Source organism: Leuconostoc lactis, from assembly GCF_007954625.1.
Lineage (GTDB): Bacteria > Bacillota > Bacilli > Lactobacillales > Lactobacillaceae > Leuconostoc > Leuconostoc lactis_A.
Genome location: NZ_CP042420.1, coordinates 1,251,787 through 1,274,328, shown reverse-complemented (window position 1 = coordinate 1,274,328; position 22,542 = coordinate 1,251,787). Strand labels below are relative to the sequence as shown.

The following is a 22,542-nucleotide window of genomic DNA, read 5'->3' as shown; positions in this document are numbered from 1 at the left end:
CGTAACAATACGCGCGTTTTATTACGATTGACGTATTTACCATAAAACCGGTCAAATACTTCATTATATACCCTTTGATAAGCGTGAAATGCCTTGATAGCTGGGGATTTTCGGCTATTTTTCATGCGCTTTTAACCCAGGCACCATCACGCTTTGCATAAAATTGTGAAATGAGAAGCAATGCGATACAATAATGCCTTAGTCTCTTTGACAGTAGAATAGGAAAGATAGGATAATAGCTCATGAGTCGAAAACACGTGACGGTTTTCTTGGCAACTGCCGCACTTGCAACAGTCGTTGCAACGTCACCCCAGAGAATCGCTGCAGCTGACGTTACAGGTAGTGCGCCAACCCTCGCACAACCTGAAACAGATTTAGCAACTTGGTTGCCCGATAAAAATTTGCAAACCAATTTGCAACAGCTCCTCGGACCAGATGTCCCACTGACACAGGCCAATTTGGCTAAATTGACAACAGTTAATTTAACGTATAGTGATATTACCAATTTAAAAGGGCTAGAATTCGCCAAAAATCTGCAACAATTAGATTTGACCGGCAATGCCATCAGTGATCTATCACCACTGCAGCACTTAACACAATTAACCGACCTGAGCTTACGTCTAAATAAAGCTGATCAACTGCCCGATTTAGCAAAATTAGGGCAAGCGCCCATCCAACAGTTAAACCTCGTTGGGGATGCTTATGGCACGGCGCCACAACAACTGGCCGGTTTATCACAACTGAAACAACTACAATCGCTCAAGTTAGTCAACAGCAAACTCACCACGCTACCGCCACTGGCGCCAACCGCTCCCCTCACTGCGCTTGATTTATCCGGAAACAAACTCACAGATGTGACCGGACTCGCAAACTTTCCGTTGCTGACGACATTAAGCCTTGGCAGTAACCAAATCGCAGATTGGCGCCCTGTTGCGAATCTCAGCCACCTCACCAGCCTCACAACTGGGAATAACCCACAAACAAACATTGGTGTGTTACAACGTTTAACCCAACTCAAAAAACTGAATCTCTCACAATTAGGCATGACTGACCAAGATTTGAAACTCGTGGCGAACATGACAAATCTACAAGATTTGGCGATTGATTTCAACGGAACCATTTCTGATTTATCACCGTTGGCCGGTTTAAAACAATTAACCGATCTTGATTTCAGTAAAGATGCGGTTAGTGATTTATCACCGCTAGCTGGTCTGACCCAGTTGGCGAATTTGTCTTTATCCAACAACCAGGTCACGGATTTATCGCCCTTGGCAAATCTCACCCAACTCGGGAATTTAACCATTTTACGTAACCAAGTACGAGATTTGAGTCCACTAAAAATGCTCAAAAAGTTGACCTACCTCAACGCTAAATTCCAATTTGTCACCATGCCAACGTTGACTATCCCAAGTGATACCGCCCAATTTAACACGCACCTCTCGGCTAAAGCCATTGATGGTACCGTGATTCCACTAACGTACCAAAGCGGGCTGAATGCCACGGTCAACCTTGACCAAATTAACTATTCAGGTCTGACTGGCGATGGGCAAACCAGCTTCTCATGGGACAATGCAGCTGGCGCTAACAAACTCAGTAGTCGATTTAGCGGGTCCCTCATCCAACCAATTAAATTGGTGCAGACTGTCGTCACCCCCACCCCAACACCCGATGTTGCGCCAGAACCGGTGACATTGTCCGTCATGAAGGGCGACAATCAGAAGTTAACCTCCGTAGCAAGCAATTACATTTTACCGACAGCGACGTTAACCCGACATGCGGATGGCTCGGGCAGCTTAACTTTCACCGCGAATGTCCCCGCTAACTACGGTAAAGACAGTATTGCCTTTACGCAAGCCACTCAAGTTTCTGCTGACCTAGTCGGGAGTGCCTATATTCTCACCTATACGTTACCACTTTCGGCAGCCGAATTAGCCCAACCCGCTATTTTGGAAGATATGCAAGTGGCCATTGATCTGCCTGGCTTTGATTATCATCATGCTTATCAAGTCTATTTCAAATTGTCACAAGATCCCAATGCTGCGCCGGCCTCACCTGCGCCAATCTTTGAGATCCCGCAGACAACACCTGATCTGCAACTAAAACCTGATTATGGGTTCGATCAGGCAGCCACACCACGATTGGCTAACAGCCAATCAAGCGCATTACGGCAATCATTACCAGTATTGTCACAGCCCCAGTCTACCAAAAAAACATCGGCACAACCCGTAACCACTGCGAAACAGCCGATGTCCCCAATAGCGGCTGCAACTGTGCCAACAGCACCCAAGTCGACCCCAGCGCCGACGACACCCACTAAAAAAGCGCCTGTGTCTCATGCAACTACGCCTCAAAAAGCTGCAACGGCACACTCCAACCCCGCACCGAAAAAAATAACCCAACACTACGGTGCTCAAATTGCCATTTTCACGGTTTCACTACTTAGTGTCCTTGGGCTTTATGGCTTCCGTGTCTTGCGAAAATAAGCCATTAAAAAAGCCGCTGTTTTGATTTAAAAAAAACAGCGGCTTTTTTTGGCCAACAAAAAACGCCACACAATGCTTGTGTCGCGTTTAATTTGTATTAACGCAATGATTCAACGTCGCGGGCAATCATCAATTCTTCGTTTGTTGGAATCAACAAACCAGTTACTGATGAATCAGGCGTTGTCAAAACAGTTTCCTTACCACGGACATTGTTCGCTTCGGCATCTAACTTCACCCCGGCAAATGACAAGGCTTCAAGGATCTTCGCACGTGTCACGGCATCGTTTTCACCAATACCAGCAGTAAAGATTACGGCATCAACACGACCAAGTTCCGCAAAGTATTGGCCAGCGTAACGAATGACACGGTCATAGAACATATCAAGTGCCAACTTAGCGTGTGGGTGTGTTTCTTGGACTTCTTCCAAATCACGCATGTCGTTTGAAATTGTTGAAATACCCAACAAACCTGACTTCTTGTTCAAGATTGACAACATTTCTTCGTTTGTCAAACCTTCACGTTCTTGAATATAGTAAATCAATGATGGGTCAACATCACCTGAACGTGTCGCCATTGTCAAACCAGCCAATGGTGTGAAGCCCATTGATGTGTCGTATGACTTACCGTTCTTAATCGCTGTAACTGATGCACCAGCACCCAAGTGGAATGAAATTGCGTTGAATTGATCCAATGGAATACCAAGCTTTTCAGCCGCACGTTCTGTCACGTAACGGTGTGATGTCCCGTGAGCACCATACTTACGCGCACCGTAGCGGGCATAATATTCGTAAGGAATGCTGTAAAGATAGTTCTTTTCTGGCATTGTTTGGTGGAATGATGTGTCAAATACCGCTACTGACAAAGCATCTGGCAACAACTTTTGGAAGGCACGGATGCCCATGGCGTTGGCTGGGTTGTGCAATGGTGCATAATCACCCAAACGATCAATCTTAGCAAGCACTTCGTCAGTCACAACAACAGAATGGTTGAACCATTCACCACCGGCAACGACACGGTGACCGACACCTGTGATTTCGTTAAAGTCCTTCACGATGCCGAGATCTGTCATCTTTTGCAATAGCACGTCAATTGCTTGTTCATGATCCTTAATGGCCATTTCATGTTCAAACTTCTTGCCGCCGTTTTTAGTTAATGTGATATGCCCTTCTTCGGCACCGATCAAACGCTTTGGTTCGATATTATTACCGTACTTGATTGAAATTTCAGCATTATCTGAACCAATACGTTCAATAATACCTTGCATCAATACCTTTTCCTCAGGCATTTCCAACAATTGGAATTTAAGTGATGAGCTACCAGCGTTAACCGCCATTACTTTTGACATCGTGTTTACCTTTTAACCTTTAAATGTATTCATAACAGTTCCTGCTATGTCATAATTCAATTGTAACATTTTTTCCGGGTAAAGGGCACGTTGATATAGCGCGAAATATGTTACAATATTTATACATAAATAACAATCGCTTGAGTAGGTAAAACATGATAAAAAAATGGTTATTAAGCAATCTCATCGGCGTGAGTATTAGCGTCTTCGTCTTAATGACAACTTTTGGATTAGTTTACTCGCTCACCAATAAAGACAAAATCTCGACCGGTCCAGATAACGTGCAATTACGTTCTGGCCCGGGCGTACAATACCGATCACTGGCCACTTTAAAACGTGGCACTGATTTGATTATCCTAAAAGATGATCGCGGTTGGTATCAAGTACGTCGCGCCGATAATGAAAAAGTTGGTTGGGTTGCAAGTTGGGTTGCCAAATCACGCACCTTACGTCACGCAACACCACTGAGTGAGGCAACGATTGTTTTAGATCCCGGTCACGGTGGTGATCCGGAAAAACGCTATAATGGTTTGTCTGGTGACAATGGTTCATCATCAGCCGATGGGAAGTATCACGAAAAGACGTACACCTTACGCACGGCACGTCAAGTACGTGATGCGTTGGCCCCAACGGGCGCACGTGTCTTGATGACACGTGATTCAGATGTGCTAGTGCCCTTATTAGACATCCCAAAACTCGCGACCAAGTATCATGCTGATGCACAAATCTCCTTTCACTTTGATCACGCTGGAGATGAAAACAGTGCAACAGCTGCCACAGGCATTACCCAATATTATTATCACGACAATGGTCAGGCACTGACCTCAGCACTGCATAACGCTTTAAATAGCTTACCAATGACTGATCGTGAGATGGACACCGCCAAATATGTTGTCCTCAATCGCGCGACGCAACCAGCAACATTACTTGAATTAGGTTATATCAATAACCCTTCGGATTTTAAGCGCATTCGGTCAACGCGTTATCAAGAACAAATTGCCAATGCGATTACCAAGGGACTGACAGCATACTTTAACAATGAAGCAGGAAAGAAATAATGGCATTTTTTAAGAAAACAAAACAAGCATTAAGCGCAAATATTGCGAACCAAACGACAGAACAAGTCGAAGAACATTTAGATGGGATGATTGTGCAACCCTTTGCTTACCGGAAATTATTAATTATTTACCGGATTGAACAGTATCCAAGTACAAGCAATCATATTGATAACAAAATTTTGACCTTTGATACCAAAGAACCGTTATCAGAACGCCGTTATCATGAAATTATTGAACGGTTAAAAAACGACGAGAGTGATCGTATTTCGATCGTTAATATTTTGCCCCTCGTTGACTAAATCAACACAAAAAGCCACGCTAACCTATCTCAGCGTGGCTTTTTGTTTGTTTAAATTAACTTGTCAGTACTTGGTCGATGACTTGATCATGTGATTCTAATGGCAACGTCTCAAGTAGTTGTGGCGTTAAGGCCAAAGCAATGGTTTGGCCTGTATAAGTCGACAAAAACCGATCATAATAACCAGCGCCAAAACCTAACCGTCCCCCTTGCTTCGTATAAGCTAAGCCAGGAACAATCACAAGATCAATGTTCTCTGGTGGATACGGCGTACTGTGCTGTGGCTCTTGAATATTTAACGCCCCGGCAGCAAATGTCGTTTGCGGCGTAATCGCAACAAAATGCATCTGCTTCGCCACAATCTTTGGCACCACAACTTGTTTCCCAGCAGCCCATGCTTGGGCAATAATTGGCTGTGTGTTGAGTTCCATTGGTGTACTGAGTACCACTGCAATGGTTTTCGCTGCAGCCCATTGCGCTGTATCAAATAGTTTAGCCTGTAACGCAGCCTCTTCGGCTAAACGGTCCGGTCCTTGATAAGCTTGTAGTTTCTGCTTTTGTAGTTGTCGCAAATCGCGTTTTGTATGCATGTTATTGCCCCCAATAAAAAAAGTCGGCCTAGACCGACTTGCCATTATTCAAATAAGTGTGCCATGGCCAAAATTTCGGCTTCTCTTTTCACTTCTTTTAGCACCTTTGGATCGTCATAATTGTGAATGGCTGTCACAATTAATTCAGCCACGCGACGGGCATCATCTTCCTTGAAACCACGCGTTGTGATGGCTGGTGTACCAATACGAATACCAGAAGTGACAAATGGGCTGAGTGTTTCATTTGGCAAGGCTTCTTTATTGGTTGTGATTGACACAGAATCCAATAATTCTTGCGTTTGCTTACCATTCAAGCCAGTCTTAGTCAGGTCTAAGTTAAACAAATGGTTATCTGTACCACCAGCCACTACGCGAATATCTTCAGTTTCTGAGAATACTTCTGCCATGGCTTGAGCGTTCTTGATAATTTGTGCGGCATATGTCTTGAATTCAGGTTGCAACGCTTCCCCAAAGGCAATCGCCTTTCCTGCAATCACGTGTTCCAATGGCCCACCTTGTGAACCAGGGAAGATTGCTGAGTTCAATTGCTTAGCATACTTTTCTTGTGACAAAATGACACCACCACGTGGGCCACGCAACGTCTTGTGTGTTGTTGACGTGACAACATCTGCAATGCCCACTGGATTTGGATGCAAACCAGCAGCCACAAGGCCAGCAATATGCGCCATATCAACCATCAAGTACGCACCAACTTCATCCGCAATCGCACGGAACTTGTCAAAGTCAATAATACGTGAATAAGCCGAAGCCCCAGCAACAATCATTTGTGGTTGTACTTCACGTGCTTGTTGCGCAATGGCTTCATAATCTAATTGTTCCGTTTCAGGGTCCAAACCATAAGTAAATGATTCGTACATTTTACCGGAGAATGATACTTTCGCACCATGTGTCAAATGCCCACCGGCATCCAAATCCATCCCCAGAATACGGTCACCAGGCTTTAAGAACGCCATGTAAGCCGCAGCATTTGCTTGTGAACCAGAATGGGGTTGCACATTGGCATATTCAGCGCCAAAGAGCGCCTTCAAACGATCAATCGCAAGTTGTTCAATCACATCGACATACTCTGTACCACCGTAGTAACGCTTATAGGGATAACCCTCAGCATACTTATTCGTTAATACAGAACCTTGTGCTGCTCGGACACCTTTTGAGGCAAAGTTTTCCGATGCAATCAATTCAATCGTGCGGTTTTGGCGGGCACCTTCTTGTTGAATGGCGCTCCACACTTCAGGGTCACGTTCTTTAAATGACATGATGTTCTCCTAATACGTTAATGACTTAATTATAACGTATTGAACCATTTTTTTCTTTCTAATTATCCGTATAATAACGAATTATTTATCATATTTCATCAAAATGTTCGTTTTATAACAATTCTTGGCGGAACGTCTTTTCAATTTGCGCGGGTGTAATCACCTGACGGTGCAAAATTGGTTGTGCAAACAAGGTGTCGACTGCTGTTGGAATGGTTGTTTGCGTGAGTTGGGCTAATTGGGCCAAACCTTGATAACCTGTTTCAGCTTGCGTACCTAATGCCGTCAACACTGTATCCGCAAACTTATACGGACTCGCCGTCGCTGCTAGCAAAGTTGGGCCACTAATCGCTTGTTCTGACAAGACAAAACGGCCAACAGCCGTATGTGGATCAATGGTGTACTGCGTCTGATCAAATACGTCTTGAATTGTTTTTGTTACCTGTTCTTGCGTGGCAAAGCCAGCCGTAAATTGACTGAGTTGACGACGTGTTTCAGGCGTGACCTCATATACTCCCTTATCAGCGAGGTCTTGCATATAACGTTTCACTTCAGCTGTATTCCGGCCGCTGGCAAAATACAACAAACGTTCTAAATTACTTGACACCAAAATGTCCATTGCTGGGGCGTTGGTGACCTTGAATGCGCGTTGTCGATCATAACGACCCGTCTGGAAAAAGTCAGTTAGCACATGATTTTCATTTGACGCGACGACAAATTGTCGCACAGGTAACCCAATTTGACTAGCATAATAAGCGGCCAAAACATTCCCGAAATTACCGGTTGGGACAACAATTGAGACCGGCTCACCTGCTTGCACTTGCCCTTGTTTAACCAATTGCGCATAGGCATGAATATAATAAACAATTTGTGGCACCAAACGCCCAATATTAATCGAGTTAGCCGATGAAAAACGTTGATGATGGGCAGCTAAATCAGCCACTAACTCTTTTTCAGATAGCAACGATTTTACCGCTTTTTGGGCATCATCAAAATTACCCGTAATGGCAATCACATGGGCATTTTTGGCAGCTTCCGTTTGCATTTGTTGTCGCTGCATCTCACTCACACCCACTTCAGGGTAAAAGACGACAATCTCTGTTTGTGGGACATCACCAAAGCCGCGCATCGCTGCCGTTCCCGTGTCACCAGACGTAGCCGTTAAAATAACCATCGTATCCGTAATCTGGTGCTTTTTAGCAGCAGTGGTCATCAAATGTGGCAAGGCTTGCAAGGCCACATCTTTAAAGGCCAGTGTTGGGCCATGAAACAGCTCCATATACGTCAGTTGGTCTTCTTGGTGATACGTGACAACGTCGCGCTGCGCCCACTGGTTTCCATAAGCTTTCGCAATAATATGATCGATTTCAGCCACACTAAAATCATCAAAAAAACCATCAAAAACTTGTGTCGCAATTTCTTGATACGTCTGGTTTTTTAATTTTTCCCAATCCAGTGTCAATGTTGGCCACACTTCAGGGACATAGAGTCCACCATCTGGCGCAATACCATTTAAAATGGCTTGGCTGGCGGTCACCTTTGGTGCTTCACCACGTGTTGAAACATAATTAAGCATACATGATTTCCTTTAATATTGAGTAATTTAGTTTGATTATAACAAATAACTTCTAATTCTTGAAGAAAAATGATAGAATTGTCATAATAATGAACGAAACAAAGGATGATTTTATGGAAATTGGAATTGGCCTCTTTGGCTTAGGCACAGTCGGCAGTGGCGTGGTGAAAATCCTCCAAGAAAATGCCGAACAAATTACAAAACGTACCGGTGCTCGCCTTGTCGTGAAGCAAGCTGTCGTGCGTAATTTAGCAAAGCAACGGACTGGTTTTCACCAGAATTTTCCAATCACCGATGACCCCAATGACATTTTGGCAAATCCAGCAATTCAAATTGTCGTGGAGGTCATGGGTTCAATTGATCAAGCCTACACGATTATCAAACAAGCCCTGACTGCAAAAAAGCATGTGGTTACAGCCAACAAAGACTTGATTGCCAGTCGCGGTCAAGAACTCGTCGCCATTGCGGAAGCAAATGGCGTTGATTTGTTTTTTGAAGCGGCAGTTGCCGGCGGTATTCCAATCCTCCGTACCCTGTCAACGAGTTTTACGGCGGATGAAATTTCGCGTGTTGCCGGTATTATTAATGGCACCAGTAACTTCATCTTAACGCAGATGGCAACCAATCAATTATCTTATCACGCAGCTTTGAAGTTAGCCCAGGAAAAAGGTTTTGCGGAATCTGATCCAACCAATGACGTCGATGGTTTTGATGCCGCCTACAAACTCATCATTTTGGCTAATTTTGCGTTCGGTGTCCAACCCGTGATGTCTGATTTAACCATTCAGGGCATTACGGGTATAACTGATGCTGATATTGCGGATGCCAATAGTTTTGGCTATGCCCTTAAATTACTAGGGGTTGCGCAACGCGTCGGGGAAACAAAAGATGCCATTAGTATCGAAGTGTCGCCACAATTAGTCCCTTTCACCCATCCGCTAGCCACTGTCAACAATGAAAATAACGCAGTCTTAGTCAATGGCGAGTCTGTTGGCGAAGTCATGCTTTATGGTCCAGGTGCCGGGGAAATGCCAACCGCTAATTCGGTGTTAAGTGACTTAACCAATGTGGCAACCGACCTCGCCTTAAACACGCCTGGTCGTCCCTTTAACTCCTTTAACCAAAACATTGATTTGGCCAAGCCATCACAGCGTATTGCACGCCGGTTCATTGTGATTGAAGTGGATGATACACCAGGTGCGATGTATTCAGTAACCGGCATGTTTGCTGCGGCTAAAATTAGCTTTACAGATCTCAAACAAACCCCTGCTGCTAACGGTACCGCGCGCTTAGTCGCCTTAACCCACCCTGCTAGTGATGCTCAAATCAACCTCATTCGAACGACCATTCGCAATGCCGATGGTATCAATCTCGCTGCGGAGTATAAGTTATTCTCATGATTACAATTAAAGTACCAGCTACTAGCGCAAATATTGGCCCTGGTTTTGACTCACTAGGGATTGCCTTACAAACCTATTTAACCTTAGAAATTCACGAAGAAACCGCTAAATGGGTGGTAGAACACACAATGGGTGCTGCCATTCCCCATGATGCCACGCACTTCATTGTGGCAACTGCTCGCCAATTAGCCCCAGATCTGACACCCCATCGTTTGGTGGTCAAATCAGACATTCCATTAGCACGTGGCCTGGGCTCATCTTCATCGGCCTTACTGGCTGGTTTGGCGATGGCCAATGAATTGGCTAACTTACAGTTAACAGCTGATGATATCTTAACGTATGCGACGAAACTAGAGGGACATCCAGATAATGTCGCGCCAGCATTATTTGGCGGCGGGGTCGCTGCCTACTTTGACGGTCAACAAGTTTATCATGCCCCGATTCATTTCCCTGAGGATTTGCAATTGGTCACCTATATTCCTGACACGCAATTATTGACGGCCGCAGCGCGGGCTGCGTTGCCCGCCCAATTGGATTTTAAAACCAGTGTGGCAGCTGGTGCGATTGGTAATACCTTGATTGCGGCTCTCAATGCCAATGATTTTGAGACGGCTAAGCAGTTGATTGAAGCCGATAAATTCCACGAATCTGCACGTCAGCATTTGGTCCCGCATTTGGCACAAATTCGAACGATTGCCCATGATCTCGGAATTGTGGGCACTTACTTGTCCGGCGCAGGCCCAACAGTCATCACCGTAGCACCTGCCCAAGCCGCACAAAAATTACTAACAGCACTGAAAGCTGCCGGTTTAGCTGGTACTTGCCAACAATTGCAGTTGGATACCACTGGCCTCACTATTCAAAAGGAAGATTAAACCCATGAAAGTTTCTAAATTTGGCGGCTCATCACTCGCTGACGGTCGCCAATTACAACGTGTTTTTGATATTATTCAAGCCGATAACGCCCGTAAAGTTGTGGTCGTTTCTGCTCCAGGTAAGCGTTTTAAAGACGATACCAAGGTAACTGATTTACTCCTTGCTTATGCCGAGGGGACAATTGCTGACACCGACACAACAGAGATTGTGCAAACTATCAAAGCGCGTTATCACGCCATCGGCGATTATTTTGATCTCCCTGCTTATGAATTAGCAGACATTGATGAACAAATTGATCATCTTGCCCAAAAACACTACCGCTCATTTGATTATCTTTACGCCGCTTTCGCCGCCCACGGTGAATTTCTCAACGCACAACTAGTCGCCAAAGTCTTCACCCACCTTGGCTTACCAGCCCGCTTTGTTGACCCTAAGGAAATTGGCCTCCGCGTTGATGATCAGGCACGCTCAGCCACTTTTAATCCAAAATCTTACGATACCATTGCGAAACTTGATTTGACCACCAGTGAACGTTTGATTGTGCCAGGCTTTTTTGGTTACACGGAAAATGGTGATATGGCAACATTTTCACGAGGTGGTTCTGACATCACTGGTGCCATTATGGCACGTGGTTTGAGTGCTGATTTGTATGAAAACTTTACGGATGTCAGCGCGATTTATGCCGTTAATCCCAACATCATTGACCAACCTGCAGCCATCAAACAAATGACTTATGACGAAATGCGTGAATTATCTTATGCGGGATTTGCTGTTTTTCATGATGAAGCCATTATTCCAGCCATTCAGGGTGGCATTCGTATTAACATTAAAAATACCAACGACCCTGACGCGCCTGGCACTTTTATTGTGCCACCAACTGAAGTGCAGCAAACAACACCGGTAACTGGTATTGCGAATTCTAATCGTTTTGCCGCCCTCTACCTCCACCGTTATTTGCTCAACAAAGAAGTTGGTTTCACACTACGTATTCTGGAAATTTTAAAGCGGCACAACATTTCATATGAACACATGCCTTCAGGAATTGATGATTTAACCATTATTTTTGATAAAACCCTCCTTTCTCAAGCCCAAATTGATCATATGTTGGCTGACATTGCCGCCGAAATTAAGCCGGACACGCTCAAATGGTTACCAAGTTATGGCATTATTATGATTGTGGGCGAAGGGATGCGTAACCGTATTGGTGCGTTAACTGAAATCGTGGCACCGCTTAAAGATCAAGGCATTAGCTTGCAGATGGTGAACCAAGGCGCCAGTGAAATCTCAATTATGTTAGGTATTCAACCTGATTTAGCCGATCAAGCAGTTAAAGCCATTTATCATAATATTTTCACAGCCTAAAAAAAATCACTCACAATGTGAGTGATTTTTTTGTGGTTAGGTATCTTAAACCTTATCCGCAAGATAAGTCGTTAATGCTTGGCTTAACGGTGCACGTTGGTTATCAACCAACGCCATTTGGTTCGCAATGACAAGCTGTCCCATTTTGATTTCTCGGGTCAAATTAAGTTGCTGTAATTTTGGCATGAAGAAGGCGTTAAACTCCGTGAGCCGTTGCGCCGTTTGGAAATAGTTAGCTGGGACTCTTACCAAATTGGTATAGTTCATACTACCATTCAATTTATGGTCCAGCCATGACCAATGTTGGCGCACCCAATCCCATACCTGTTGTTGTGCCAACGGATTATGCAAGAGGCCACCATACCAAATGGCAAAATCTTGCGGCTTGATAATGGCTGGTTGATTCAAGCTCGCAATCAGCTTTTTAAGCGCGGTAGCGTCTGTACTTGCTGGCAAAACAGCCATTAAATCATTTTTAAACCCAGTATCCGTTGTTTGTTGATAAGCTGTAAATAGCTGTTCAAACAACGCACCCGTTGGCTGGGTCGTTAACTGATATGTCAACACCGCACGCCGCATATAAGCTGGCATTTGCGTGAGATTGTCGCGATATTGGGTGAATTGTTGCGTCGCCATCGCCATAGCTTCCGGCAACTGTGCGTATAAGGCGGCATCCAATATTAACGGCCGCACTCTGACATCATCATTTGAGTCTGTTGGTTTCTCATCCCAACCCAAGCGTTGTAAATGCGATTGAACCAACTCTCCGACAAACTGCTTGAGCTGCGCTGTGCTTGCAGGATCATCTGCTACCAGACGCTTTAAGTCCGCAATGATTTGATGTACAGCTTGTTGCACTAAAATAGTATCACTTTGTGCCAATATTCCAAGCATTGGCACCAATTGCGCATACGATATCACTTGCGCTTTAGCAAGTAATCTGAGATCCGTCAACAGTTGTAATTGTGTCACCGCATCCAGCTGGTCACGATGCGCCATTAAATCAGCCAATAATCGGTCATCATAGTGCATCACTGCATGTACTTGATTGTGCAAATTAAACTGCAACGGTCCCCCAGCTTGCACACGCAATGTGGCATAGTCGCCCACAACCATTTCAGGCGTCGTCAACATCAGGGTGTCCTCTGAAAAATTATTGGTCAATGGCACCTGCCATAATTGCCCTGTTGTCGTATGCTGACCGATGAAAAACTGACTTTGCTTGACCACAAGTTGCCCATCGTCATTGATAGACACTATGATCATAGGATAGCCTGGTTGTGACAAATAAGTCGCCATCACACCCGACACATCTTTTTCAGACGCTTGCGACAAAGCACGCCATAAATCGTCACCAGTCGCATTGCCATATTGGTATTGATCAAAGTACTGCTTCAGACCCGCTCGGAATGCTGTTTCACCAATCATGGCCCGTGTCATCACTAACATCCGCGCCCCTTTAGCATACACAATCGCACTATCAAATAAAGTGTTCACTTCATCGGGATGGTTAATGGCCACATGCACCGGTTGTACGCCGTCAATTGCATCACGATTTAAAGCTAATGAGACGTCATTCATTTGGAATGATTCCCAAATGTGCCATTCTGGCATTAAAGCATCAACAGCAACATATTCCATCATATTGGCAAAACTTTCATTTAACCACAAATCATCCCACCATGTCATCGTGACTAAATCACCAAACCATTGATGCGCCAATTCGTGCGCAATGATGGTCGCAACCCGATGTTTCTGCGCCAAAGACGCATTGTCAGGGTCTAAAATCAGCGCTGATTCACGATATGTGACCAAGCCCCAGTTTTCCATGGCACCAAATGACAAATCTGGCACGGCAAGTTGCTTGGATTCTGGCAATGGATAAGTGGTATCAAAGTAATCTTCATAAAATTCAATACTGCGCTTGGCAATATCCAGCGCAAAACGGAGCGCCGAAGGTGTATAAGCATCCGAAGCAAAAACTTGAATTTTTACTCCAGACGCCGTAGTCGTTGTTTGACTAATTAACGCCCCGAAAGCAAAGGCTACCAGATAGGTCGACATTCGTTTGGTCGTGGCAAAATAGTGTACCCCGTCGGTAACATGCGTTTCTGGCATATTCGCCAAAATGGTTTCATGCGGTTGCTCGTCATACTTGATCGCCAGATCAAAAGTCGCTTTAGCCGCTGGTTCATCAATCCCTGGAAAGGCCTCACGTGCACCACTGGATTCAAACTGTGTTAACACAATTTGTTTTTTAACACCATTGACCTCATAATCTGCCGGATAGATCCCCATCAACGTCGCGGTTAAGACTGTCTCATAAGTGACAACAATTTGAATATCACCCAAAGGGACGTTAGGAATGATTAACGCCTCCTGCTCATCTTGGGTGTTAAAAGCCATCGCTTGATCATTGACGGTAACCGTTTTGATTTTGAGACCACGTTGATGTAACAAAATTTGATTCGTTAATGCCTGACCAAAAATGGTGGTTTGGCCGCTAATGTGCTGTTTTTGTCGATCAATATCCAGATAAACATCATAATGTTCCGGTATGAATGTTGTCAGAAAATGTTGCAATGGTTTCGTCATCAGATCTCCTTTTGGGTCACCAGTCTTGGTGGTCAAGTAATGGCGTTCGCATCAGCTCACCCGTATTTCAGTATTAAAATTGGTGCAAATAGTTTTTCAAAGCCACATCATCCAAGTGATTATCTAAGCCAATCAACAGCTTGAGACGTGCTTTTTGACCGTTAATACTTGTGGCAAAGATGGCTCCAGCTTTTTCAAGTTGGACACCACCACCCAAATAGTCGTAGACTGGTTCAGCCACACCATTGAAACTCCGTGACACAATCACCACTGGGATGTTGCGTGATAAGAGATAAAGCACCCCATTAGCCGCTTCTTTTGATAAATTCCCGGCTCCCAAGGCTTCAATAATGATCCCATCAATTTTAGCGGCCGCTAACAATTCTAATAGTTGACCGTCCATGCCGGCATACGCCTTTAGTACCGGAATATTTTGCTTAACGCTGTTGATTGGTAACACATGGCGTTGTGGCAAATCATAAAAATAAATAATTTGATGTTTCGTCAATAGCCCCATCGTGCCACTAATTGGTGAGCCGAATGTGGCCACATTGGTCGTATGCGTTTTAGTCACAAAACGCGCGGCATGAATTTCATCGTTCATCACAACCAATACACCACGGTGTCGTGAAGCATCATGTGCCGCAACCCGCAATGCAGAATGGTAGTTATATAACCCATCTGACCCAAGTTCATTAGACGAGCGCATTGCCCCAGTCATCACGATCGGAAAATCAACCGCTAACGTACTATCCAAAAAGAATGATGTTTCTTCTAACGTATCTGTCCCATGTGTAATCACAACCCCATCAAAGGCTTGCTTTGCCGCTAAAATGCGCTGTTGTAATTGCAACATATGCACGGGACCAATATGCTCACTGGGCAAATTGAAAATATTTTCAACCGTCAGTTCAACATCTGGTAAGGTCAATTTAACGCCCGTTAAGGGATTTTCAACGCCTGTTTCAACACCACCATTTTCGCCTTCGTGCATTGAAATGGTCCCACCAGTATGGAGGACTAATATTTTTTTAACGGTCATGATGCACCTTCCTTATTCTTTCTGAAATTAACCAATGTATTTTGCCAAGCATGCATTTGCTCGATAAACGTTTTAGCACGCGGTTTTAATCCCACTTGCTTATCATAAATATGATCAATCACCCGCTGAAGCCCGCGTTTTGTAACGGGCGACAAATTGATTTGATTGATTTGCCGCAAATCAATGACACTAAATTGCCGCAAATAAAAAATGGTTTTCTGATCTAACATCAATCGATGTTCGTCTAAATCATAATGTTCTTCAGCTAAAATGCCATTATATTTTTCCGAATAATCAAAACGCCCGGTCACTTGGCCACTGATTGGATCTGCGCGCCAATTAGGCGCGACCCCAAGTGGCACGAGCAACTGAATTTCAAAGATATTGGCAATCACTTGCGGATCAAGGCCCGCTTCTAATTTCTGTAAAGCCAGTTCAAACTGATGATACCAACGCGTCAGCGGTTCACCCTCTTCAAAACTCTGATCAATCAGACTGGCAATTAAAGCCGCATAAGCATTGGCTTCAACGTCATCAATCAATCGTGGATACAAGTTAGCTTGCTGCGCATCGTTGATGTAGCCAAGTCCGGTGTGGCGCTTTGGCAATGCCCCTTCAAACGATAAAATCGTGAACGGCTGCACGGCTGCACTCAACGCCGACTTTGGCTTTTTAGCACCACGTGCCAAAAAAGTTCGCAACCCATCGTTTTCGGTGAGCATACGAACTAATAAATCATGGTCTTTATATTGTCTGGTATATAGCACAATGCCATTAATTACTGCCATTTATCACATTACCAACTACATTAACTGGCAGGTCATCGTCAAGCTTAATAATCTTCTTTACGGTAACCTAGTGTTTGCAAAGCTTGTGGTCGGTCGCGCCAGCGTGGTTCAACCTTAACCCATGTTTCCAAGAAAACTTTGTCGCCCATCAAACGTTCAATATCTTTACGGGCGCGCGTGCCGATTTCTTTAATCATCGCCCCTTGCTTACCAATAATAATATTCTTTTGCGTTGGGCGTTCGACAATAATTGACGCTTGAATATGAATTTTATCTTCACTTTCACGTGCGATCTTATCAATCACAACAGCCACTGAATGTGGAATCTCCTGACGTGTCAATTGTAAGACTTTTTCACGAATCAATTCGCCAATGACGAAACGTTCCGGATGATCTGTCAATTGGTCAGAATCGAAGTATTGTGGGCCTTCTTCAAGACTTTCAACAATGTTACCCAATAATTCTGGCACATTGTCCCCTTCAGTTGCAGAAATTGGGAAAACTTCAGCCCAGGTTGGGGCGTCTTCTTGATAACTCTGAATCACATCAAGGAGCTCATCTGACGTGACCAAATCAACCTTATTAATCAACAGATAGATTGGTGTGTCTTTTACTTCTTTGAGTCGGCTAATAATAAAATCATCACCGCGACCACGTGGCATTGAGGCATCAACCACGAACCAGATGGCATCCGCTTCATGCAACGCTGAGAAGGCTGACTTCACCATGAAGTCGCCCAATGAATTTTGTGGCTTATGCACACCAGGTGTGTCAATGAAGACCACTTGTGCGTTATCAGTGGTATAAATACCTTGGATTTTATTCCGTGTTGTTTGTGCTTTATCTGACATGATGGCGATCTTTTCACCAACGATGCGATTAAGCAATGTTGACTTACCAACATTTGGTCGGCCAATAATGGCCACAAATCCTGATTTAAATGGTGTTTCTGTCATAATATTTTGCGACGCCTAGGTCGACTTTCTCCCCTATTGATATTGATAGCCCGATTACCATTGGCAATCAAAGCACAACTGGTACCTTATCGATACCACATATTAATGTTACCTTATTTAAAATTATGTAGCAAATCAGAAAAATTAGTCACAATGCCGAATTGACGCCAAACATAGGGCTGAAAAATCAGCAATAAAATAATAATTTCAACGCCGACGGCCACTAATACCGCCCCCGCAGCGACATCCTTGGCGAGTTTCGCCAACGGATGATATTTTCTCTCCACAACTAAGTCCACAACGGCTTCAATAATCGTGTTCAAAAATTCACTGAAAATAACAATAAACACGGCCATTGTAACCCAAAGCCAGTCTGATCGATACAAGCCATAATGTAAACCAGCGACTAAAATCAGAAAAGCCAACAAAATATGGATACGCATGTTGCGTTCGCGTACCAAGATTAACCAAATACCATTAAGTGAGTTGCGCATTGCGCGCAAAAAATTGCGATTACGCGTTGTTTGCCGCTTTTCTGATGCTGGTTCACCGATTAATTTTGTCTGTTTATTATCTCTTGAGGCCATAATCATCCAAAATCTTCCGCTGCAAATCAAACATTTCCTTTTCTTCTGCATCACCTAACATATGGTCATAACCATTTAGATGCAAAAAGCCATGCACAACCAAGAATCCGAGCTCACGTTCATAGCTGTGGCCTAGATATTCTGCTTGCGTGGCGATGACATCCACAGAGACAATGATATCACCAATGTTTTTAGCAATTTCATCAATCTCAGCGAATTGTTCAAACACATCATCGCCCTCTTCGATTGCAAAACTAATCACATCAGTTGGTTTGTCCACGCCACGATATTCACGGTTATAGCGTTGAATATCCTCGTTGTTGACGAACGTAATCGACATTTCTGTATTATCTGGTAAAGCCAATGCTTGTCCAGCAAAATTGATCACCGACGTCACAAGGTCGTGGTGATACTGACTGATGCCAGCCTGTGTTTGATCAATGATCGCTAAATCCATGTGAGGATGGCTCCTTTTCATTCGTGTGTTGTGCGGCTTCTGCTGCCTCATAGGCATTAACAATCAAGCCGACGACTGGATGTCGCACCACATCAGCGCTACTAAAGTTAATAAAGGCAATACGGTTCACTGATTGCAAAATCTTTTGTGCCGTAATCAAACCAGACTTAGCCCCACGTGGTAAATCGATTTGTGAGATATCACCATTGACGATCATTTTGGAGCCAAAGCCCAAACGCGTCAAAAACATTTTCATCTGCTGATTGGTTGTATTTTGTGCTTCATCCAAAATGATGAAGGCATCATCTAATGTTCGCCCACGCATGTATGCCAGTGGCGCAATTTCGATGACACCACGATCCATCAAGCGTTGCGTCTGTTCGGCCCCAATAATGGCATGCATCGCATCATAGATGGGCCGTAAATACGGATCAACTTTCTCTTTCAAATCACCTGGCAAAAAGCCTAACGATTCACCTGCTTCAACAGCTGGTCGTGTAATAATAATCCGCTCAACTTCACCACGCTTCAGCGCAGAAATCGCCATAACGACAGCAAGATACGTCTTCCCCGTACCGGCCGGACCAATCCCAAAAGTCACATCATGCTTACGAATGGCTTGGATATACTGCCGTTGGCCAAAGTTCTTTACACGAACGGCACGGCCTTTATTATCCCGAATCAATGTTTCAGAATATAAATCACCAAAATATTCAAGTGTGCCACGTTGTGCCATCGTGACAGCACTCACGACATCTGCTGGTGAAACGGTAATTTGATGTTTAATCAGTTGCGTTAGTTCATGTAAGACAGCTTGCGCAAGTGCCACCTGATCGGCTTCACCCGCAATCGTCATCTGGTCGCCGCGTGCATGCAACGTGACATCTAATCCTTCCTCGATGAGACGGATTAGACTATCATTTACCCCAATTAATTTCGTCTGCTGCTCAGCATTCTCGAATTTAAAAATTTGCTGTATTTGTGCTGACAAATTGCAAATCCCCTTTTATATTGTTTCTTTTAATTTTAACACAAAAAACGGGCATTTGCCCGTTATTCCACCGTTAAATCATGCATAATATTGTCATAGCCCTGCGCTTCTTCTTCAGGTGTTAAGCGTAATGGTGCGGCGATCACTGCGGTGATTTTTGCCAAAATATAGGTGCCAATCGCAGCAAAGGCCACAGTGAACAAAATAGCAACCAACTGTTTCCAAACTAATGACCAATCACCGTTCACAGCACCGGCAATACCACCAATCGTTTTATCGGCAAATACACCGGTTAAAATAGCCCCAACTGCACCACCAATGCCATGAATTCCAAAGGCATCTAGCGTATCATCATAACCAAAACTATTCTTAACAAAAGTAATTCCGCCAAAGCCAATGACACCGGCCAACAAGCCCATCACAACCGCTGCCCAAGGGGCAACGAAGCCTGCAGCTGGCGTAATGGCAACTAAACCAGCAACCCCACCACTGGTAATCCCAGACAAGGTAGCGCGGCCATGCATTTTATATTCGGCAAGTCCCCAAGTCAACACACCAGCAGCTGAAGCCAACCACGTGTTAACCAAGGCCAAGACAGCAATACCATTAGCGGCTAATGCAGAGCCTGAGTTAAAGCCGAACCAACCCACCCAAAGCAACGCCCCACCAATCAACACATAAGAAGGTCGAACAGGTACATGCTTATCGTTATGTCGGTGACCAATCATCAAGGCCAAGACCAAGCCAGTCACACCACTTGAAATGTGAACAACTGTCCCACCAGCAAAGTCAATCGCACCTAGCTTTGCCAACAAACCACCGCCCCACACCATGTGTGCCAATGGCGTATAAATAAAAATCAACCATAGCGTAATGAACACAATCATGGCTTTAATGCGGACACGGCCAATCACCGAACCGGTAATGATGGCAGCCGTGATAATCGGGAACATGCCCTGGAACAAGGCAAACGCACCATCGGGAATCGTTAAGCTCTTTGTTGAATGGGTAAACGATACCCCAGACAAAAATAAATGCTTAAAGTTACCAATGATATCCCCCGCGCCACCAAATGCCAGCGAGTAACCAACAGTGAACCAGACCATTGTTGCAATCCCAATGATTAAAATGGGCACAAACATGGTGTGCAATAAATTGCGTCGTTCACCCAAGCCACCATAGAAGAGGGCCAAACCTGGCGTCATTAACCAAACCAATGCTGCCGAAATTAACACCCAAGCCAAATCACCTGTATTCATAATACCTTACTCCTCTTTTAACGTTGCTCTAATCATATCAGCTAGACCAATTGAACGTTTTAATTGTGGTAGGTTTTGTGACATTACCGATTTTTAGTCAGAAGCATAAAAAAAATAGCCGCTAGCGGCTATTTTCATTGCATCAATTGCGTTTGATTAAACTGTTTGTACAGTAATCATGTTTGTTGTACCAGATTGTGACATTGGTACACCGGCTGCGATGACAATTGTGTCACCTGTGTTAGCCAAACCTTGTTCCTTAACAGCTGTCTTAGCCAATGCAATCATTTCATCGATTGTTGCAGGAGCATCGTAAACAACTGGCAAGACACCGTAGTTCAAAGTCAAACCACGTTGTACACGTTCTGAATAAGTCACGGCCAAAATGTTAACTTCTGGACGGTACTTTGATACCATACGTGCTGTGTAACCTGAGTTTGTTGACACAACGATTGCCTTAGCATTTACGCTGTGGGCAATACGTGATACAGCTGAAGCAACGGCTTCTGTCGCATCTGTTTCATCAAAGTGAAGATCTTGATGACGACCGTTGTAAGGCAATGATGATTCAGCCTTTTCGTCGATAGCAGCCATTGTGGCAACGGCTTCAACTGGATATTCACCGTTAGCTGATTCACCTGACAACATTGTGGCATCAGTACCATCGAAGACAGCGTTGGCAACGTCGGAAGCTTCGGCACGTGTTGGACGTGGGTTTTCTTCCATTGAGTCAAGCATTTGTGTCGCAGTGATAACTGGCAAACCTGCCAAGTTCATCTTGCGGATCATTTCCTTTTGTACCAAAGGCACGTTTTCGGCTGGAATTTCGACACCCATGTCACCACGTGGTACCATCAAACCATCAGAAACGGCAATAATAGCATCAAGGTTGTCGATACCTTCTTGTGATTCGATCTTAGGCACGATTTGCACGTGTTCCATGTTCTTTTCCTTCAACAAGGCACGAATTTCGAGCACGTCTTCAGGCTTACGAACGAATGATGCGGCGATATAGTTGATACCGTGGTCCAAACCGAAGCGAATGTCATCAGCATCCTTTTCAGTGATACCAGGCAGGTTGATTGAAACACCTGGTGCGTTGACACCCTTACGTGATCCCAAGATACCATCATTGTCAACACGAACAACAAGTTCACGGTTAGCAACGTCCTTTTCAAGAACAGTTGTGCCAAGCAAACCATCATCAAACAAGACTTGTCCACCCACTTGCACGTCATCAAACAAACCTGCGTAGGTTACGGCAATCTTTTCCTTTGTACCTTCAAGGTTTTCGTCCATTGAGATACGCAAAACGTCGCCTGTTTGGAATTCAATCTTACCATCGACTTGCTTTGTTGTACGGATTTCAGCACCCTTTGTGTCCAACAAGATACCGACTGTCTTACCTGTGATCTTTTCAGCTTCATGAACAGCATTCATGCGGCTCAAGTGTTCTTCGTGATCACCGTGTGAGAAGTTGAAGCGGAATACGTTGGCACCCGCTTGGATCAACTTGACGATTGTTTCGACATCAGATGATGACGGACCAAGTGTTGAGACGATTTTCGTCTTTTTCATGGTTAAATATGCTCCTTAGTTATC

The 22,542-nt window shown here is 44.4% G+C and carries 19 protein-coding genes; 6 read left to right on the top strand and 13 right to left on the bottom strand.

Features of this window, described 5'->3' with window-relative positions:
* Positions 1-242: 242 nt before the first annotated feature.
* Positions 243-2,483, top strand: a complete 2,241-nt coding sequence (locus FGL80_RS06325) for a leucine-rich repeat domain-containing protein (RefSeq protein WP_055307974.1) — start codon at positions 243-245, stop codon at positions 2,481-2,483.
* Between the two features lie 97 nt (positions 2,484-2,580).
* Here FGL80_RS06325 and FGL80_RS06320 read toward each other — a convergent pair whose 3' ends face one another.
* Entirely contained in the window at positions 2,581-3,828 is a 1,248-nt protein-coding gene (locus tag FGL80_RS06320; RefSeq protein WP_055307975.1) for an acetate/propionate family kinase, read from the bottom strand.
* A 155-nt stretch (positions 3,829-3,983) separates the two neighbouring features.
* On the opposite strand from FGL80_RS06320, the gene FGL80_RS06315 reads away from it, so the two are divergent.
* Positions 3,984-4,886 carry an N-acetylmuramoyl-L-alanine amidase family protein gene (locus FGL80_RS06315; RefSeq protein WP_055307976.1) on the top strand — a complete coding sequence of 301 codons (903 nt, stop codon included), beginning with the start codon at positions 3,984-3,986 and terminating at the stop codon, positions 4,884-4,886.
* A complete protein-coding gene (locus FGL80_RS06310; RefSeq protein WP_010001815.1) occupies positions 4,886-5,185 on the top strand; it encodes a hypothetical protein in 300 nt (99 codons plus the stop codon). The genes FGL80_RS06315 and FGL80_RS06310 overlap by 1 nt, the downstream gene beginning before the upstream one ends.
* A gap of 55 nt (positions 5,186-5,240) precedes the next feature.
* Here FGL80_RS06310 and FGL80_RS06305 read toward each other — a convergent pair whose 3' ends face one another.
* From FGL80_RS06305 to thrC, 3 genes are all read right to left on the bottom strand, one after another.
* On the bottom strand, positions 5,241-5,774 hold the full coding sequence (locus tag FGL80_RS06305) for a 5-formyltetrahydrofolate cyclo-ligase (protein WP_055307977.1): 534 nt from the start codon (positions 5,772-5,774) through the stop codon (positions 5,241-5,243).
* A 44-nt stretch (positions 5,775-5,818) separates the two neighbouring features.
* A complete protein-coding gene (gene glyA / locus FGL80_RS06300) occupies positions 5,819-7,051 on the bottom strand; it encodes a serine hydroxymethyltransferase (RefSeq protein ID WP_010001812.1) in 1,233 nt (410 codons plus the stop codon).
* A 112-nt stretch (positions 7,052-7,163) separates the two neighbouring features.
* Complete coding sequence (gene thrC, locus FGL80_RS06295) at positions 7,164-8,627, bottom strand: threonine synthase (RefSeq protein ID WP_055307978.1); 1,464 nt, start codon at positions 8,625-8,627, stop codon at positions 7,164-7,166.
* Positions 8,628-8,740: 113 nt separating this feature from the next.
* Between thrC and FGL80_RS06290 the strand changes: the two genes are divergently transcribed.
* From FGL80_RS06290 to FGL80_RS06280, 3 genes are read left to right on the top strand one after another with little or no spacing between them, the layout of a single operon-like run.
* The gene (locus FGL80_RS06290) at positions 8,741-10,027 is read left to right on the top strand and encodes a homoserine dehydrogenase (protein ID WP_055307979.1); all 1,287 of its coding nucleotides are present in this window, start codon (positions 8,741-8,743) and stop codon (positions 10,025-10,027) included.
* Positions 10,024-10,902, top strand: coding sequence for a homoserine kinase (gene thrB, locus FGL80_RS06285; RefSeq protein WP_055307980.1), 879 nt, complete (start codon positions 10,024-10,026; stop codon positions 10,900-10,902). The genes FGL80_RS06290 and thrB overlap by 4 nt, the downstream gene beginning before the upstream one ends.
* Positions 10,903-10,906: 4 nt before the next feature.
* Positions 10,907-12,265 (top strand): aspartate kinase, encoded by a 1,359-nt coding sequence (locus FGL80_RS06280; RefSeq protein WP_055307981.1) that lies wholly within the window; start codon positions 10,907-10,909, stop codon positions 12,263-12,265.
* A gap of 45 nt (positions 12,266-12,310) precedes the next feature.
* Here the strand turns inward: FGL80_RS06280 and FGL80_RS06275 are convergent, their stop codons facing one another.
* The 9 genes from FGL80_RS06275 to pyk form a co-directional block, all read right to left on the bottom strand.
* Complete coding sequence (locus FGL80_RS06275) at positions 12,311-14,860, bottom strand: M1 family metallopeptidase (RefSeq protein WP_055307982.1); 2,550 nt, start codon at positions 14,858-14,860, stop codon at positions 12,311-12,313.
* Positions 14,861-14,933: 73 nt separating this feature from the next.
* A complete protein-coding gene (locus FGL80_RS06270) occupies positions 14,934-15,902 on the bottom strand; it encodes an asparaginase (protein WP_055307983.1) in 969 nt (322 codons plus the stop codon).
* Positions 15,899-16,690, bottom strand: coding sequence for a DNA repair protein RecO (gene recO / locus FGL80_RS06265; protein ID WP_055307984.1), 792 nt, complete (start codon positions 16,688-16,690; stop codon positions 15,899-15,901). The genes FGL80_RS06270 and recO overlap by 4 nt, the downstream gene beginning before the upstream one ends.
* 44 nt (positions 16,691-16,734) lie before the next feature.
* Entirely contained in the window at positions 16,735-17,646 is a 912-nt protein-coding gene (gene era / locus FGL80_RS06260; RefSeq protein WP_055307985.1) for a GTPase Era, read from the bottom strand.
* A 113-nt stretch (positions 17,647-17,759) separates the two neighbouring features.
* Positions 17,760-18,233: a diacylglycerol kinase family protein gene (locus tag FGL80_RS06255; RefSeq protein ID WP_055308121.1), complete on the bottom strand. Its 474-nt coding sequence runs from the start codon at positions 18,231-18,233 to the stop codon at positions 17,760-17,762.
* A complete protein-coding gene (gene ybeY / locus FGL80_RS06250; protein WP_055307986.1) occupies positions 18,217-18,690 on the bottom strand; it encodes an rRNA maturation RNase YbeY in 474 nt (157 codons plus the stop codon). The genes FGL80_RS06255 and ybeY overlap by 17 nt, the downstream gene beginning before the upstream one ends.
* Positions 18,671-19,681: a PhoH family protein gene (locus tag FGL80_RS06245; protein ID WP_147001863.1), complete on the bottom strand. Its 1,011-nt coding sequence runs from the start codon at positions 19,679-19,681 to the stop codon at positions 18,671-18,673. Before FGL80_RS06245 ends, ybeY begins: the two co-directional genes overlap by 20 nt.
* Positions 19,682-19,743: 62 nt before the next feature.
* Entirely contained in the window at positions 19,744-20,940 is a 1,197-nt protein-coding gene (locus FGL80_RS06240; RefSeq protein ID WP_055307988.1) for an ammonium transporter, read from the bottom strand.
* A 156-nt stretch (positions 20,941-21,096) separates the two neighbouring features.
* Complete coding sequence (gene pyk, locus FGL80_RS06235; RefSeq protein ID WP_010000856.1) at positions 21,097-22,518, bottom strand: pyruvate kinase; 1,422 nt, start codon at positions 22,516-22,518, stop codon at positions 21,097-21,099.
* Positions 22,519-22,542 lie beyond the last annotated feature (24 nt).